A 15,345-nucleotide genomic window follows, 5' to 3' on the forward strand; every position below is an offset into this window, starting at 1 on the left:
TCTTGAAGGCTGCCTCACATCCACTCGCGGCCTTCGCTGCGCAGGAAGTAGATGAGATCGAGACTGAGGCTCGGCTTGCCGAGTGCCGTTAGCGTCATGTGGCACTGGCCGCGATGATGGCTCTGGTGGTTGAAGAGATGCGCCAGCGCCGGCGACAATGGCTGGGTGATCTCGATCGGCTGCGTCACCGGCGAATACGTGAAGTCGGCGGCAAGGGCTTTCTCATCCAGCATGCCCGTCCAGGCAATGATACGCTCATCCTCAGCCTTGCGTGCGGTTGCAAGCGCATCGAATTCCTCGAAGAGCACGGCATCGAGTGTCGCCGGCGCGTCGCCGGTGCCGGTGAAGCGCTTCATCCAGATCCGGTCGGCGACGAGCAGATGATTGAGCGTGCGATGCAGCGACCCGAAGAAGGCGCCGCGGTCGCTGCGGAATTCCGCGTCGCTGAGTTCGGCCGCGACGGCATAGATCTGGGCGTTGGCCCAGCAATTATAGGCGGCAAACATCCTGTAATGTCTGAGCATGCAGTCCCTCCTGTCGTGGCAGCGGCAATTTATCCCGTTTCACCAGAAATCGCAGTGATGGCGCCATGAAATTTCCTGATTTGATCGCAGGCGTTTTCTGTCGTGGAATGCTCGGAGTTGTGACCACGAAAGGACCGTTATGACCCGAGCCCTCTATTCCCTGTGCGGCGCCGACGAACGGCGCTTCTTCTCGCCCCATTGCTGGAAGGCGGTGATGGCGCTGGCGCATAAGGGGCTGGATTTCGAAGAGATCCCGACGACCTATGCCCGCATCCGCGCAATCGGCGGCGGCGTCTCGCAGACGGTGCCCGTTCTCGACGATAACGGCCGGCTGGTCTCCGACAGTTTCGACATCGCCCTCTATCTGGAGGAGGCCTATCCCGAGCGGCCGTCGCTATTTGCCGGCGAGGGCGGCAAAGCGCTGTCGCGCATGGTGGAAGGCTATTCGCAGATGATCATCCATCCGGCGATCATGCGCATTGCTCTTCTCGACATTCATGCGAACCTCGACGAGGGAGACAAGGCGTATTTCCGTGAGAGCCGCGAGGTCAGGCTCGGCAAATCGCTGGAGGTGGTTGCCGCCGACAGCGAAGCGGAGAAGGCCGCCTTCGGCGCCAAGCTTGAGCCGCTCAGGCACATGCTGAAATTCCAGCCCTTCATCGGCGGGCAGACGCCGCTCTTTGCCGACTATATCGTCTTCGGCGCGCTGCAATGGCTGCGCGTCTCCGCCGGCCTCGCCATGCTGGCCGCCGACGATCCCGTCATGCTCTGGTTCGAGCGCTGCCTCGATCTCCATGAAAGCCGCGGCAGGACTGTGACAGCGGCCTGAAATTGCCGTCGACCCCTTGTTTTCGGGCGTTGGGGCGGGTAAAGACCGCCCACTTTTCCCGAAAACAGAGGATTTGACTATGGCGATTGAACGCACCTTCTCGATGATCAAGCCGGATGCAACCAAGCGCAATCTGACGGGCGCCATCACCAAGATGCTCGAAGATGCCGGCCTGCGCGTCGTCGCCTCCAAGCGCGTCTGGATGAGCCGTCGCGAAGCTGAAGGCTTCTACGCCGTTCACAAGGAGCGTCCTTTCTTCGGCGAACTCGTCGAAGGCATGACCTCCGGCCCGACCGTCGTTCAGGTTCTGGAAGGCGAAGGCGCCATCCTCAAGAACCGCGAGATCATGGGCGCGACCAACCCGGCAAACGCTGACGAAGGCACGATCCGTAAGGTTCATGCCCTGTCGATCGGCGAAAATTCCGTTCACGGCTCGGATGCTCCGGAGACGGCTGCCCAGGAAATCAAGTACTGGTTCTCCGATACCGAAGTCGTCGGCTGAGGCCACGCTTCGGCATTGCCCGGCAATGCCTTGAATTGACTCTTAAAAGCCGGGGCCTCGCTCCGGCTTTTTCCATGCCGAATAGCCTCTATGCGGGGCACTTGTCGGTATTCGAAAAATCGACGCTGCCGTCAGGCTTGAAGACCTCCGGGTTCTTGTCATAAAGCGCACCGAGGACCAGCGGCTTGCTCGGCAGCACGGTCTGGTCGAGATCGGAGCGGAACTGCGTCTTCAACTCCTGCAGCACCTTGCCGTCCTTGTCGACCAGCCGGACACTGACGGAATAGGGACGGTCCTTGCGCACGCAGTGCAGTTTTTCGCTCTGCAGCGCAATTTTGTCGTCGATCGGGTAGATTTTCTGGTTCAGTACCAGCGGATCGCCGCCCTGAGGATTTTCAAATTCGGCGATGATGAGAGAACCGTCGGGAATAGTACCCGTCTTCTTCAGCGTCAGCAGATAGGTGGCGCTTGCCACCCGATAGTTGAAGACGAAGAGATGGCCGGTGACTTCGACCAGGTCTTCAGCCTGGCGTTGGCAGGCAGACAGCAGAAGGCCAATTGTTGCTGCCGTCAGGATCAGATATTTCCTCATGGCGTCTTCTCCTTCTTGCGGCGATAATGCCGGTTCGCCTTGGCGCGGTTGCCGCAGACCGCCATGTCGCACCAGGCGCGGCTCCTGTTCTTGCTGCGGTCGATGAACAGCCAGCCGCAATTGCCGCAGATCTTCATGCGTTCCGGATCGGGCATGGTGATCAGCCGCAGCACCGAATGCGCGGTGGCCGCCGCCAGGCTGCCGGAGCTTGCTTCGCGCAACACCTTCGCCAGCGCTTCCAGCAGCAAGGCCAGCAATTGGTCATCGCCGCCATCCAGTATACGCTTGCGGAAATAGAGGTCGATCGCTTCCCGCAGCGCGATGAAATCCGTCTCGTTTTCCGCCGCCACCGGGGCGATATCGCCGAAGAGGGCGCGTTCGGCGCAGAATTCGGCGGCGGCATGCGGAAAGTCCCGCATCTGGTCCCGAACCGCGAAGCGGTCGATCCGCCGCGCTGCATCATGGCGCAGCACGACGCTGTTGGCGACATCGAGCGCCAGGGCGCCGCCGGCAAAGCGGTGAGGGGTCCAGGAAAAGCTCATGGTGAAATTATAACTGGTGAAATAACTTTTGCCAGTTATAATTTTGGTGACGTGGAGTGTCTGGAATGGCCTATCTTCTGCAGCAGTTGGCGAATGCGGTTCCGCTCGCTGCTCTCTATGCCGCGCTCGCCTTCGGTTATGCCGTAGCCTTCGGCGTGACGAAGCGGGCCGATATCACCTATGGGGCGATTTTCGCCTTCGCAGGCCAGATCCTGCTGCTCTTCACCGAACTCGCCTTCAACCGCCTCTGGCTGGTGCTGCCGGCCGCCCTTGCCGTCGGCGCCTGCGCTTCCATCGCCTATTCGCTGGGGGCGGGCTTGTGGATCGGCCGGTCGATCATGCTGCCGCTGGTCAACAAATCGCCGAATACGGTCATCGTCGCCGCCCTCGGCATCATGATCGTGCTGATGGAGACCGCCAGGCTTGCCGCCAATACCCGCACCATCTGGCTGCCGCCGTTTCTGAACGATACGGTGATCTTCTGGAGTGACGGCCCGTTCAAGGTAACGCTCACCTATATCCAACTGATCGACACCGCGCTGATGTCAGCCATCGTCGCTGTTGGAACGCTGATCCTCAGGCGCACAGCCTGGGGCCGCATCTGGCGCGCCGTCACCGACGACCCGCTGGCCGCCGAGCTCTGCGGCACCAGCGCCAACCGCGTCTTTCTCGTCGCTTATGCGGCAGCTAGCCTCGTCGCCACGATTTGCGGAATCCTCGCCACCTTCTATTACGGTTCGATGGATTTCGGCGCCGGCCTGATGTTCGGGCTGAAGGTGCTGCTGATTGCGGCTGTCGGCGGCTATTCCGATCCGCTACGCTCGGCAGGCGGCGCCGCCGGCCTCGCCGTCGTCGAGACCATGTGGGGGGCCTATGGCCCCTTTGTCTGGCGGGATCTGGTGATCTTCTCGCTGCTCGTCCTGGTCTTGGTCATGAGCCGCAGGGAGCGAGTCACGCTCTAATTCATTTCCACTTGTCGCGCGCCGCGTCGTCGGCGTCTCTCGCCGTGACCCACTCGCCGGTGGCGCCATCCCGACCATGCTCCTTCTTCCAGAAGGGGGCTGCGGTCTTCAGGAAATCCATGACGAAATTGGCGCCGTCGAACGCCGCCTGCCGGTGCGGCGCCGCTGCAATGACGAGCACGATATTCTCGCCCACGGCGATCTTGCCGTAACGGTGGATGGCGGTGAGGCCGAGAAGCCCGAAACGGGCAATGGCGAGATCGCCGATGCGGGCCATCTCCGCTTCGGCCATGCCGGGATAATGTTCGAGTTCGAGCGCCGAGAGCGCCCCGCCTTCATCGCGGCAGAGGCCGGAAAAGGTGACGACGGCGCCGATGCCGGGCCTGTCCTTGGAGAGGCGGTCGACCTCGGTTTGAAGGTCGAAGTCCTCATGCTGGACGCGGATGGTGGGGGTGATGATCATGATAACATCCCCAACTGTTTTGATGCAGTAGCGGAAACTATGGAGAGGGCGTGCCCTGCCAACCCTCCTCTGCCTTGCCGGGCATCTCCCCCACAAGGAGGGAAATTACGGGCGGCTTGACCATCGTGCCCATCTTCTGTTTTTCCGGGCTGCGAGGTTGATTGGTTGGGGAAGTTCGTGCTTCCAGCCAATCTCCCTCCTTGTGGGGGAGATGTCCGGCAGGACAGAGGGGGGTAGCGACACGGCACCACCATCACTGTCTCACCCCCCCGTCATCGGAGGAAATATCCCGATCTCGCGCGCGCCTGATATCGGCTCGTCATGCTCGACATGCTCCATGTCGAGCGCCACGCGGATCACCTCGGGATATTGAAGCGCGGTCTCATATTCTTCGCCCAGCGTCTTCAAATGATTCAAGAGATCGGTAACGGTAACGACGGAGGAGGGGAGGTCGATATCCTCCTCGCTCTTGCCGATGCGCTCACGCACCCATGCGAAATAGACCAGCCGGGTCATTCCTCGTTATCCACGATATGTTTCACCCCGGCGCGGAAATAATCATAGCCGGTATAGATGGTCAGCAGCGCGGCGATCCATAAGAGCGCGATGCCGGTCTGCGTCGTGTAGGGGAAAATCTCGTCGCCGGCCGGGCCGGCGAGCAGGAAGGCGATGGCGACGAGTTGCAGCGTCGTCTTCCACTTGGCGATGCGCGTCACCGGCACGCTGACCTTCAGCGCTGCCAGATATTCGCGCAAGCCCGATACCAGGATCTCACGGCAGAGAATGGTGATCGCAGCCCAGATCGACCAGCCGGCAATCGTCTGGTCGGCGGCGACCAGGAGAAGGATCGAGGCGACCAGCAGCTTGTCGGCGATCGGATCGAGCATGCGGCCGATATTCGACGTCTGGTTCCAGATGCGCGCGAGATAGCCGTCGAGAAAATCGGTGATCGAGGCGATGACGAAGATCCACAGCGCCACCCAGCGCGCCGTGTTGCTGATCGACAGCTTACCCTCGATGAAGAAGCAGAGAACGATCAGCGGTACGGCGAGAATACGGCCGTAGGTCAGAAGATTGGGAATGCTGTACGCACGCGATGCCATGGGATCGTTTCTCTGAATTGATGCGCCGCTACAGCGCCGCGCGGCTTTTCAGACGCGCAAAGGACGCTGTAACACTTTGAACCTGCGCATCGTGCTTTCCAATCGATTCCGATTTTCGGGCCGATGCGGTAGATGACGGCTTTGGCTGCGGACCGTCAACATTCTTTCTGTCTTTTCACTGCCTTTGCGTGGAATTTGCGACGGACACCGGTTATTTCGCGGCGTCGTCGTGGAAATGGTTATAGACCTGCTTGGCGACGGCTTCCGATATGCCTTCGACCGTCATCAGGTCGGAGAGCGCCGCGCGAGAAACCGCCTTCGCCGTGCCGAAATGCTGGAGCAGCGCGCGTTTGCGCGATGGCCCGATGCCGCCGATCTCGTCGAGCGGGTTCTTGATCATTTCCTTCTTGCGCCGTGCCCGGTGCGAGCCGATTGCGAAACGATGCGCCTCGTCGCGCATGCGCTGGACGAAATAGAGCACCGGATCGCGCGGCGGCAGGGTAAAACTCTCGCGTCCCGGCGGGAAGAAGCGCTCGCGCCCGGCATCGCGGTCGACGCCCTTGGCGATGCCGATCGCCGTCACGCTGTCGGTGATGCCGAGCTCGGTGAGGATGGCGCGTACCGCGGTCATCTGCCCCTGGCCGCCGTCGATCAGGATCACATCGGGCCAGGCCGGGAAGGGCATGTCGGCGGCGTCGGGCGCGGCGGTCTGCGCCGTCCGGTCGGGAATGCCTTCGTCCTTGATCAGCCGCGAAAAGCGCCGCGTCATCACCTCCTTCATCATGCCGAAGTCGTCGCCGGGGGTGATGTCGGTCGATTTGATGTTGAACTTGCGGTACTGGTTTTTGACGAAACCTTCCGGCCCCGCGACCACCATGCCGCCGACGGCATTGGTGCCCATGATATGCGAGTTGTCGTAGATCTCGATGCGCTGCGGTGCATAGGCAAGCCCGAACGTGTCCTTGAAACCTTCGAGCAGCCGCGATTGCGACGCCGTCTCGGCGAGCTTTCGCCCATGCGCCTCGCGCGCATTGCCGACGACATGGTCGACCAGATCGCGCTTCTCACCGCGCTGCGGCACCAGGATCGAAACCTTGTGAGCGGCCTTTTGGCTGAGTGCGGCCGCGAGCAGTTCCATCTCCTCGATCGTTTCCGACAGCATGATCTGCTTCGGCACCGGCTTGTCGTCGTAGAACTGAGCGAGAAAGGCATTCAGCACTTCGGCGCCGGAAAGCTGCGGATCGGCCTTCGGGAAATAGGCGCGGTTGCCCCAGTTCTGGCCGGTGCGGAAGAAGAACACCTGGATGCAGGAAATGCCGCCCTCATGGTGGATGGCGAAAACATCCGCCTCCTCGACGCCGGCTGGATTGATGCCCTGATGGCTCTGCACATGCGAAAGTGCTGCCAGGCGGTCGCGATAGATCGCCGCCCGCTCGAAGTCGAGGTCCTCGGCCGCCTGGTTCATCGCTTCGGCCATATGCGACTTCACCTTCTGGCTCTTGCCGGACAGAAAGTCCTTCGCCTCCTGCACCAGTTCGCCGTAACCACCATCGCTGACCTCGTGGGTGCACGGCCCGGAACAGCGCTTGATCTGGTAGAGCAGGCAGGGGCGGGTGCGCGTTTCGAAGACGCTGTCGGTGCAGGTGCGGATCAGGAAGGCGCGCTGCAGCGAATTGATCGTCCGCCCGACCGCGCCGGCCGAAGCGAAAGGTCCGAAATAGTCGCCCTTTCGCGCTCTCGCACCGCGATGCTTGAAAATGGCCGGCGCCCGATGGTCGCCGGTGATGAGGATATAGGGAAAGGACTTGTCGTCGCGCAGCAGCACGTTAAAGCGCGGCCGCAAGCGCTTGATCAGATTCGCTTCCAGGAGGAGCGCTTCGGTTTCCGTGCGCGTCGTCACGAATTCCATGTTCGCCGTCTGCCGCACCATCTGGGCGATACGGTTGGAATGCACGCGGCCGACGGCGTAATTGCCGACGCGCTTCTTCAGGCTGCGCGCCTTGCCGACATAAAGCACGTCGCCGTCGGCATTGAACATGCGGTAGACGCCGGGGCTGTTCGGCAGCCGCTTGACGAATTCGCCGATCAGTTCCGCGCCGATGAGCCCGGTCTCGTTGAGGCTGCCCGCGTTCCAGTCGACCGCAGTCGCAAGCGGGGCGGCGGCGGAAACATCGCCTTCCACCTCGATATCGTCTTCGCTCTCATCCGTATCATCGTAGAGAACGCCGCCATCCGGCAGCTTTCGTCCGTTCATTCCGTAATCTCCGCCACATCGGGCGTCTGCCAGGCGAGGTGCTGGCCGCCATCGAGGGCAATCATCTGGCCGGTGATCGAGGGCGTGTCGAAGAGAAAGCGAATCGTCTGTCCGAACTCGCCGAATCCCGGCCCCGCCTTCATGATAAGCCCGTCGATCTGTGCCTGGAAGTCCTCTTCCGACTGCCGCGCGCTACGCACCGTCGGACCGGGGCCGATGGCGTTGACGCGCAGCTTCGGCGCAAAGGTCTGTGCCATCGTCTGCGTCGCCGTCCAGAGTGCGCCCTTCGAAAGCGTGTAGGAATAGAAGCCGGGGTTGAGCGCCCAGACCCGCTGGTCGATGATGTTGACGATCAGTCCGTTCGCATCGTCGGGCAGTTGTTCGGCAAAACCCGCAGCGAGAATCGAGGGCGCCCGCACATGGATGTCGAAATGCTGCGCCCATGCCTGCGCATCGAAACTGCGGGCCGAATCCTGGCGGAAGATCGAGGCGTTGTTGACGAGCAGGTCGATCGGCCCGAGAGCTTCTGACGCTCTTTTCATGAGCGCGCCTGTTTCGCCGATATCGGTAAGATCGGCCATAAGCGCGATCGCCCGATATCCCTTCTGCCGCAATTCCGCCGCCAGCTCTTCGGCTTCATCGATGGAGCCGTTCGCGTGGATCGCAACGGAAAAGCCATTTGCAGCAAGGTCTTCGGCGATTGCCCTGCCTATTCTTTTAGCGGCCCCAGTTACAAGGGCCGAGCGAAGTCTTTTGTGGTTCAAAATCCTGCCTTCTGATCCCGCGAGTCTGTCTGCTGACTATATAGGCGCGGGCGGAGATTATATAAATAGGCCGTCGCGGTTGCGTCCGTGAGCAGGATATTCTATGTATTATTTAAGAATGCGATTTCTTAAAATAAGTATTTTAAGATTAACTCTTCGGTATGGTTAATGAAGTGTATGTTGCACTCAAGCAACATCGAATTTCGGCCACGCGGCAGCCACAATGATATCACAATTTGGCTCTTTCAAATCCGCATTTGAGTTCCAATTTCAGTCTCGATCCGGAAGGGACATCTGGCAATATCCCGCCAATGCTTCACTGATAGACAGATGGCAAGCAAAGCGGGACTGAAAGGAGACTAAGTATGCGTGTACTCATTGCTGGCCTCATGGCCTCCGTTTTTGCAATTGCGGGCGTCTCGGCAGCTCAGGCGGCCGATGCCGTCGACCAGGTTCCGGAAGCACCGGTCGCCCAGGACGCTCCGGTCAAGCCGGCCGGTAGCTGGGAAGGCTTTTACCTCGGCGGCGCCGGCACCTACAACATGGGTGACTTCGGTTCCGACCGTCACACCTATGGTTTCGGCGGCCAGGTCTTCACCGGTTACAACTGGCAGCAGGGCCAGATCGTTTATGGCGTTGAATCCGATCTCGGCTACAGCGGCGACGACGTCTCCTCAGACGGCGTCAAGAACAAGTATGGCTGGAACGGCTCCGTCCGTGGCCGCGTCGGCTACGACATGAACCCCTTCCTGCTCTACGGCACCGCCGGTCTTGCCCTCGGCAACGTCAAGGTTTCCGACGGCACCTCGGATGAAAGCAAGACGAACTACGGCTATACGGTCGGCGCTGGCGTCGAAGCCTTCGTGACCAACAACATCACGACGCGCCTCGAATATCGCTACACCGACTACCAGAGCAAGGACTACGACCTCGACTCCGGCAGCTTCTCGCGCGGTTACGACGAGAACAGCGTCAAGCTCGGTATCGGCGTCAAGTTCTAAGCCGAACAGAACCGTCCAAGCATGGAAAAGCCGGGCACGTTGCCCGGCTTTTTGCTGTCCGCTCGTTGCTGCCAGGCGCTCCAGCACTGGAAGCCGAGTGCGCTCAGCCCTGGGCTTTCAGTTCGCCATGGGCGGGGAATTTCTTGTCGAACTGCCGCAGCCAGTCGACCAGCGGCGCATGATCGGCTTCCCACTGGTCCTTGAAGCGCAGCTCGAGATAATCGAGCGTCGCGGCCAGCGCGAAATGCCCGCCGCTGAGCTTCTTGCCGAGCTTCGGCGGATCGGCGCTGAGGTGAGCAAGCCCGCTCGTCGCCTTTTTCCATTGCCGGTCGATCCAGGGCTGATGGACCTTTTCCTCGTCGCGGAAGCGTCGCTCGTAGATGATGGCGAGCAGGCAGTCACAGATGCCGTCGCAAAGCGCCTCGAGGATTTCCGCATCCGTGCGCTTGCCCTTCTTCGCAGGATAGAGCTTGCCCTTCGTCAGCCGGTCGAAATAATGCATGATCGCCACGCTGTCGTATATCGACACTCCGTCATCGGTCAGCAGCGTCGGGATCTTGCCGAGCGGATTGTTGTCCACCAGGATCGCCGGTCCGGTATTGGTGTCGACCCGAATGGCGTTCACCCCTAGGCCGAGAAAATGCGCGGCCATCCGCACCTTGTTGGAATAGGGCGAGGCGGGCGAACAGAGCAGCTTCATGGGATACCTGATCAGATTGTGGACCTGTGGCGCGGACTATTCCCGAACCCGGTTGCCGGGTCAATCGTCCTTGATCGCCGCCTTGTTCTCGCCGCGCAGCCAGAAGGCCCGGTGCGAGGCAAAACGGTCTTGCGCCAGATGGTCCTTCAATGCCGGCAGCAATTGATGCAACTCGTCCTTCAGCGTGAAGGGCGGGTTGACGATGACGAGGCCTGAGCCCGTCAATCCGGTGATGCCGCGGTCGCTGCGGACCGCGAGTTCGGCGCAGAGCATTTTCGGGATGTCGAGCGCCTGCAGCGCCTCGTGGAATTCCTTGATCGGCGCACCCTTCTTCAGCGGATACCACAGGCAATAGGTGCCGCCGGGAAAACGGCGATAGGCCTTTTCCAGTCCCTCGGCGAGGCGCTGATATTCGTCCTCTTCCTCGAAGGGCGGATCGACGAGCACGATGCCGCGCTTCTCCTTCGGCGGCAGGTGCGCGCCGAGCGCCAGCCAGCCGTCGAGCTCGGTGATGCGGGCGTGGTGATCGCCCTCGAACAGCCGGTGCAGCCTGACGAAATCTTCGGGATGGAGTTCCATTGCCGACAAGCGATCCTGTGGCCGGAACAGCAGCCGCGCAAGTTTCGGCGATCCGGGATAGAAACGGACGCCGCCCTCAGGGTTGAGTTCGCGGATGGCGGAGAGATACGGCTCCAGCAGTTCGGAAACCTGAGGGCCGAGATCGGCCTCCATCAGCTTGCCGATGCCTTCGAGCCATTCGCCGGTTTTCTGCGCTTCTTCGGACGAGAGGTCGTAGAGCCCGATGCCGGCATGCGTGTCGAGCACGCGGAATGCCCCATCCTTCTTTTGCATGTAGCGGATCAGCCGCGCCAGCACGGCATGTTTCAGCACATCGGCAAAATTGCCCGCGTGATAGATGTGGCGGTAGTTCATTTTCGCTGATGTCCGTATGAATTCGCGTCATGGGGAAGTTTTGTGGCTTTTGGCCGTGCAAGCCTTGGAATATACAAATGCCATGAACATTGCGACCCCCATCCACGCCAAATCCCCGAAGTCGGACACCAGGGTAGGCCACACGGCCTGTCCGCACGACTGTCCCTCCACCTGCGCGCTGGAGGTCGATATAGCAGAGGATGGCCGCATCGGCCGCGTGCGCGGCGCCGGCGACCATTCCTATACCTCCGGCGTCATCTGCGCCAAGGTCGCCCGTTATGCCGAGCGGCTCTACCATCCCGAGCGGCTGATGCATCCCTTGCGCCGCGCCGGCGCCAAGGGGGCAGGGCAGTGGCAGCAGATTTCCTGGGACGATGCGCTGGATGAGATCGCCGAAGCCTTCGTGAAGGCCGAGGCAAGGGACGGCAGCGAGGCGATTTGGCCCTATTTCTATGCCGGCACCATGGGCTGGGTGCAGCGCGATTCGATTGATCGCCTGCGCCATGCCAAGCGCTATTCGGGCTTCTTCTCTTCGATCTGCACCAACCCCGCCTGGACCGGCTTCACCATGGCGACCGGCACGCTGCGCGGTCCCGATCCGCGCGAGATGGGCCGCACCGATTGCGTCGTCATCTGGGGTACCAACGCGGTCTCGACGCAGGTCAACGTGATGACCCACGCCATCAGGTCGCGCAAGGAGCGCGGCGCGAAGATCGTCGTCATCGACATTTACGACAATCCGACGATGAAGCAGGCCGACATGGCCTTGATCGTCAAGCCGGGCACCGATGCGGCACTTGCCTGTGCCGTCATGCACATCGCCTTCCGCGACGGCCATGCCGACCGTGACTACATGGCGAAATATGCCGACGATCCCGCGGGGCTCGAAGCGCATCTGAAAACCAGGACGCCGCAATGGGCAGCAGATATCACCGGCCTTTCGGTCGAGGAGATCGAAGCCTTCGGCCGCCTCGTCGGCACGACGAAAAAGACCTTCTTCCGCCTGGGCTATGGCTTCACCCGCCAGCGCAACGGCGCCGTAGCCATGCATGCGGCCGCCTCGATCGCCACCGTTCTCGGTTCCTGGCAATATGAGGGCGGCGGCGCCTTCCATTCGAACAGCGATATCTTCCGCATGAACAATGCGGAGCTGACCGGCCGGCCGATGAAGGATGCCGATATCCGCATGCTCGATCAGTCGCAGATCGGCCGCGTGCTCACCGGCGATGCTGTGGCGCTACGCCATCGCGGCCCGGTGAGAGCAATGCTGATCCAGAACACCAACCCGGCAAACATCGCTCCCGAACAGCGCCTCGTCAGACGCGGCTTTGCCCGGGACGACCTCTTCGTCGCCGTGCACGAGCAGTTCATGACCGAGACGGCTGATATCGCCGACATCGTCATCCCGGCGACGATGTTCGTCGAGCATGACGACATCTACCGGGCCGGTGGCCAGAACCATATCCTGCTCGGGCCGAAGCTGGTCGAGCCGCCACCTAGCGTGCGCACCAATCTCTTCGTCATCGAGGAACTGGCCAAACGCCTCGGCGTCGCCGATCGACCCGGCTTCGGTTTTTCTGCCCGCGAAATGGTCGACCGCGTCCTCGAATCGAGCGGCCTGCCGGATTACGACCATTTCCTCGAACACAAATGGTTCGATCGTCAGCCCGCTTTCGAGGAGGCGCATTATCTGAACGGCTTTGCCCATCCGGATGGCAAGTTCCATTTCCGCCCGGACTGGATCAATCAGCCGGCGCCGAACAAGCCGCCGGCGGCGATCGGCGTGCTCGGGCCGCATGCCGAGCTTCCGGCTTTCCCCGATCAGGTCGATGTCATCGAAGTTGCCGATCGCGAACATCCCTTCCGTCTCGCCACGTCGCCCGCCCGCAATTTTCTGAATTCGAGCTTCTCCGAGACCAAGACGTCTCGTCAGAAGGAAGGCCGTCCTGAGGTGATGATCAATCCCGCCGACGCTGAAGCCAATGGCATCGCCCACGGCGATCTCGTCCGCATCGGCAACAGTCGCGGCGATCTGCGCATCCACGCCCGCATCACCACCGAGGTGAAACCTGGCGTTTTGATCGCCGAGGGCCTCTGGCCGAACAAGGCGCATGTCGATGGCGAGGGTATCAACGTCTTGACCGGCGCCGACCCGGTCGCGCCCTATGGCGGGGCGGCCGTGCATGATAACAAGGTCTGGCTTCGCAGGGACGCAGCATGATGCAGCCGAAATCGCGGGTGAAGATCGTCAGCGAGGAAACGCTGTCGAATGGTTGGACAAAGCTGAGCAGTTATCTGCTCGATTATATCGACCGCAAAGGCGCGACCCAGCGCTTGAAGCGGGAGGTTTATCACCGCACGCCCGCCGCCTGCATCCTGCTTTATGATCCGAAGCGGGATCTCGTCGTTCTCGTCCGCCAGTTCCGGCTTGCCGTGCATCTGAACGGCGATCCGGCCTGGATGATCGAGGTGCCGGCCGGCCTTCTCGATGACGACCATCCCGAACAGGCGATCCGCCGCGAGGCGATGGAAGAAACCGGTTACCACCTGCGCGATGCGCGTTTCCTCTTCAAATGCTACCCGTCGCCGGGCGCGGTCACCGAAGTCGTCCACTTCTTCGTCTCCCTGATCGACATCGCCGACCGGGTCGCGGAAGGCGGCGGCCTGGACGAGGAGCACGAGGATATCGAGGTTCTCGAAGTCCCGCTCGACGAAGCCGCCGGAATGATCGAAGACGGCGAGATCTTCGACGCCAAGACGATCATGCTGCTGCAATGGGCCATGTTGAACAGGAATGATCTTCGATAGCGGATGCGGCGATCGAGGCCTCGTTCGCCAAATTGCCTGCGGGGCGATCCCATTACCCGCGATCGTCTTAGTTTTCGCCGCGAACTCGCATCATCTGCCGAAAGGCACGTCGCTTTAATACAGGTGTTGCGTTGATGATGCGCATGACGCCGCGCATGGCAGCGAGCTGGACTGTGCCGACAATCGGCCGATGAGCCGGATCGCTGGCATCCATATGCCTTTTCGATTCGAGTACTGCTTCGGTACTGTAGCGAAGCATTTCGGCTTCATAGGCGTGTATGGCTTCGACGAGCGGCTTTTGACCTCGGTCCGCCTCGACCAGCATATGCCCAAGCAGAGCGGCATCGCGAAGCGCCGTATTGGCGCCGGCGCCGCGTCCAGGTGTCATCGTATGGACGGCGTCACCGAGCAGTGTGACGTTCGAACTCGTCCAAGGTTTCAGCGGCACGGAAGTCCTGACCTTGACATCGTGGATGGTCGCGGGCTCCGTCATACGGATGAGCGCGCGCAAGTGCGGATGCCAGTCCCGAGCAAGCTCCAGGCCCAATTCTCTCAATTGCTCTCCGCTCAGGCCGGCCGTATCCCGCGGGCAATTCTGCCGAGCGCCCCAGATGCCCCAGCCGATACTGTCCTCGTCGAGCGCTTCGACGAAATCCGGCCAGCGAGCGGCAAAATCAGGGTTGCTGCGGCTGTCGGCGAACTCGAGCGAGTGAATAATCGCGCCGAACCCCATCGGCGCCATAATCATCGACATGCCTTTCAGCATCTTGTCCGACAGCAGAGATTTCGCCTCGACCGTCATAGGAATTTTGCCCCCGAGCGACACGATCCCCGTGTCTTCCAGACGCGCTTCCGGCAAGTATTGCCTGCGCACAGCAGAGTTCGTGCCGTCAGCGCCGACCAAAACATCTCCCGTCGCCAGACTTCCATCCTGAAAGCAAGCGGTGACGGACCCGTCGGCGTTACGTCCGTACCCCTGAAGCGCTTTGCCGAAGGAGACGTTGTCTTCAAGCCCCCTGAGCAGAACCCGCCTCAGCGTCTTTCGAACGACGTTCTTTTCACCGTCAAGAGTATTCGCAGCCGCATCACCGATGTCGAAGCTCAGCACCTCACCAAGCTGTTCCGTCAACATGTTGAAATAGCATGGCGACCTGGCGCATGTGGTAAGATAGAGGTCGTAGAGTTCGTTGGGTATACAGGCCTTTAGCGCTCGGCTCCCAGCCGGGCTGATACCGACGCGATAGCCGCCGGTGTCGGCGTTCGGTGCGATGTCGCGCTCATACACCGCAATGCAAACGCCAGCCTGTTTAAGCAGATGAGCGAGTGCCAAACCGCCAGTCCCGGCGCCGATAATCAAAACCTTCATGG

At 61.1% G+C, this 15,345-nt stretch carries 17 protein-coding genes; 6 read left to right on the forward strand and 11 right to left on the reverse strand.

Features of this window, described 5'->3' with window-relative positions; all coding sequences use genetic code 11:
• Positions 1-14: 14 nt before the first annotated feature.
• Positions 15-524, reverse strand: coding sequence for a DinB family protein (locus HJB89_RS09550; RefSeq protein WP_221115270.1), 510 nt, complete (start codon positions 522-524; stop codon positions 15-17).
• A 139-nt stretch (positions 525-663) separates the two neighbouring features.
• Here HJB89_RS09550 and HJB89_RS09555 point away from each other — a divergent pair, with 139 nt between their 5' ends.
• On the forward strand, positions 664-1,353 hold the full coding sequence (locus HJB89_RS09555; protein ID WP_221115269.1) for a glutathione S-transferase family protein: 690 nt from the start codon (positions 664-666) through the stop codon (positions 1,351-1,353).
• 79 nt (positions 1,354-1,432) lie between these two features.
• Complete coding sequence (gene ndk / locus HJB89_RS09560; protein WP_179610847.1) at positions 1,433-1,855, forward strand: nucleoside-diphosphate kinase; 423 nt, start codon at positions 1,433-1,435, stop codon at positions 1,853-1,855.
• Positions 1,856-1,943: 88 nt separating this feature from the next.
• Here ndk and HJB89_RS09565 read toward each other — a convergent pair whose 3' ends face one another.
• Positions 1,944-2,447, reverse strand: a complete 504-nt coding sequence (locus HJB89_RS09565; protein ID WP_221149646.1) for a hypothetical protein — start codon at positions 2,445-2,447, stop codon at positions 1,944-1,946.
• Positions 2,444-2,989 carry a CGNR zinc finger domain-containing protein gene (locus HJB89_RS09570; RefSeq protein WP_221149647.1) on the reverse strand — a complete coding sequence of 182 codons (546 nt, stop codon included), beginning with the start codon at positions 2,987-2,989 and terminating at the stop codon, positions 2,444-2,446. The genes HJB89_RS09565 and HJB89_RS09570 overlap by 4 nt, the downstream gene beginning before the upstream one ends.
• A gap of 65 nt (positions 2,990-3,054) precedes the next feature.
• Between HJB89_RS09570 and HJB89_RS09575 the strand changes: the two genes are divergently transcribed.
• Positions 3,055-3,951, forward strand: coding sequence for a branched-chain amino acid ABC transporter permease (locus tag HJB89_RS09575; protein ID WP_207583685.1), 897 nt, complete (start codon positions 3,055-3,057; stop codon positions 3,949-3,951).
• Position 3,952: 1 nt separating this feature from the next.
• On the opposite strand, the gene HJB89_RS09580 is transcribed toward HJB89_RS09575, so the two are convergent.
• The 5 genes from HJB89_RS09580 to HJB89_RS09600 all read right to left on the reverse strand — a co-directional run bounded on the left by HJB89_RS09580 (position 3,953) and on the right by HJB89_RS09600 (position 8,535).
• Positions 3,953-4,414 carry a molybdenum cofactor biosynthesis protein MoaE gene (locus tag HJB89_RS09580; protein ID WP_221115266.1) on the reverse strand — a complete coding sequence of 154 codons (462 nt, stop codon included), beginning with the start codon at positions 4,412-4,414 and terminating at the stop codon, positions 3,953-3,955.
• 261 nt (positions 4,415-4,675) lie between these two features.
• A complete protein-coding gene (gene moaD, locus HJB89_RS09585) occupies positions 4,676-4,930 on the reverse strand; it encodes a molybdopterin converting factor subunit 1 (protein WP_207583687.1) in 255 nt (84 codons plus the stop codon).
• The gene (pgsA, locus tag HJB89_RS09590) at positions 4,927-5,517 is read right to left on the reverse strand and encodes a CDP-diacylglycerol--glycerol-3-phosphate 3-phosphatidyltransferase (protein WP_164008748.1); all 591 of its coding nucleotides are present in this window, start codon (positions 5,515-5,517) and stop codon (positions 4,927-4,929) included. Before pgsA ends, moaD begins: the two co-directional genes overlap by 4 nt.
• Positions 5,518-5,728: 211 nt before the next feature.
• Positions 5,729-7,771 carry an excinuclease ABC subunit UvrC gene (uvrC, locus tag HJB89_RS09595; protein ID WP_207583688.1) on the reverse strand — a complete coding sequence of 681 codons (2,043 nt, stop codon included), beginning with the start codon at positions 7,769-7,771 and terminating at the stop codon, positions 5,729-5,731.
• A complete protein-coding gene (locus tag HJB89_RS09600; RefSeq protein ID WP_221149648.1) occupies positions 7,768-8,535 on the reverse strand; it encodes an SDR family oxidoreductase in 768 nt (255 codons plus the stop codon). The genes uvrC and HJB89_RS09600 overlap by 4 nt, the downstream gene beginning before the upstream one ends.
• 365 nt (positions 8,536-8,900) lie before the next feature.
• Between HJB89_RS09600 and HJB89_RS09605 the strand changes: the two genes are divergently transcribed.
• Positions 8,901-9,536, forward strand: coding sequence for an outer membrane protein (locus tag HJB89_RS09605; RefSeq protein WP_207583690.1), 636 nt, complete (start codon positions 8,901-8,903; stop codon positions 9,534-9,536).
• A gap of 103 nt (positions 9,537-9,639) precedes the next feature.
• On the opposite strand, the gene HJB89_RS09610 is transcribed toward HJB89_RS09605, so the two are convergent.
• Both HJB89_RS09610 and HJB89_RS09615 read right to left on the reverse strand, forming a co-directional pair.
• Positions 9,640-10,236, reverse strand: a complete 597-nt coding sequence (locus HJB89_RS09610) for a glutathione S-transferase (protein WP_207583691.1) — start codon at positions 10,234-10,236, stop codon at positions 9,640-9,642.
• A gap of 60 nt (positions 10,237-10,296) precedes the next feature.
• Positions 10,297-11,169: a 23S rRNA (adenine(2030)-N(6))-methyltransferase RlmJ gene (locus tag HJB89_RS09615; RefSeq protein ID WP_207583692.1), complete on the reverse strand. Its 873-nt coding sequence runs from the start codon at positions 11,167-11,169 to the stop codon at positions 10,297-10,299.
• Positions 11,170-11,185: 16 nt separating this feature from the next.
• On the opposite strand from HJB89_RS09615, the gene HJB89_RS09620 reads away from it, so the two are divergent.
• Positions 11,186-13,390: a molybdopterin-dependent oxidoreductase gene (locus HJB89_RS09620; protein ID WP_221131508.1), complete on the forward strand. Its 2,205-nt coding sequence runs from the start codon at positions 11,186-11,188 to the stop codon at positions 13,388-13,390.
• Positions 13,387-13,977: an NUDIX domain-containing protein gene (locus HJB89_RS09625; protein WP_207583694.1), complete on the forward strand. Its 591-nt coding sequence runs from the start codon at positions 13,387-13,389 to the stop codon at positions 13,975-13,977. Before HJB89_RS09620 ends, HJB89_RS09625 begins: the two co-directional genes overlap by 4 nt.
• A 67-nt stretch (positions 13,978-14,044) precedes the next feature.
• On the opposite strand, the gene HJB89_RS09630 is transcribed toward HJB89_RS09625, so the two are convergent.
• Positions 14,045-15,343 carry an NAD(P)/FAD-dependent oxidoreductase gene (locus tag HJB89_RS09630; RefSeq protein WP_221149649.1) on the reverse strand — a complete coding sequence of 433 codons (1,299 nt, stop codon included), beginning with the start codon at positions 15,341-15,343 and terminating at the stop codon, positions 14,045-14,047.
• Positions 15,344-15,345 lie beyond the last annotated feature (2 nt).

Origin of the sequence: Rhizobium sp. NZLR8 (genome assembly GCF_019685025.1) — a bacterium.
Classification (GTDB): Bacteria; Pseudomonadota; Alphaproteobacteria; order Rhizobiales; family Rhizobiaceae; genus Rhizobium.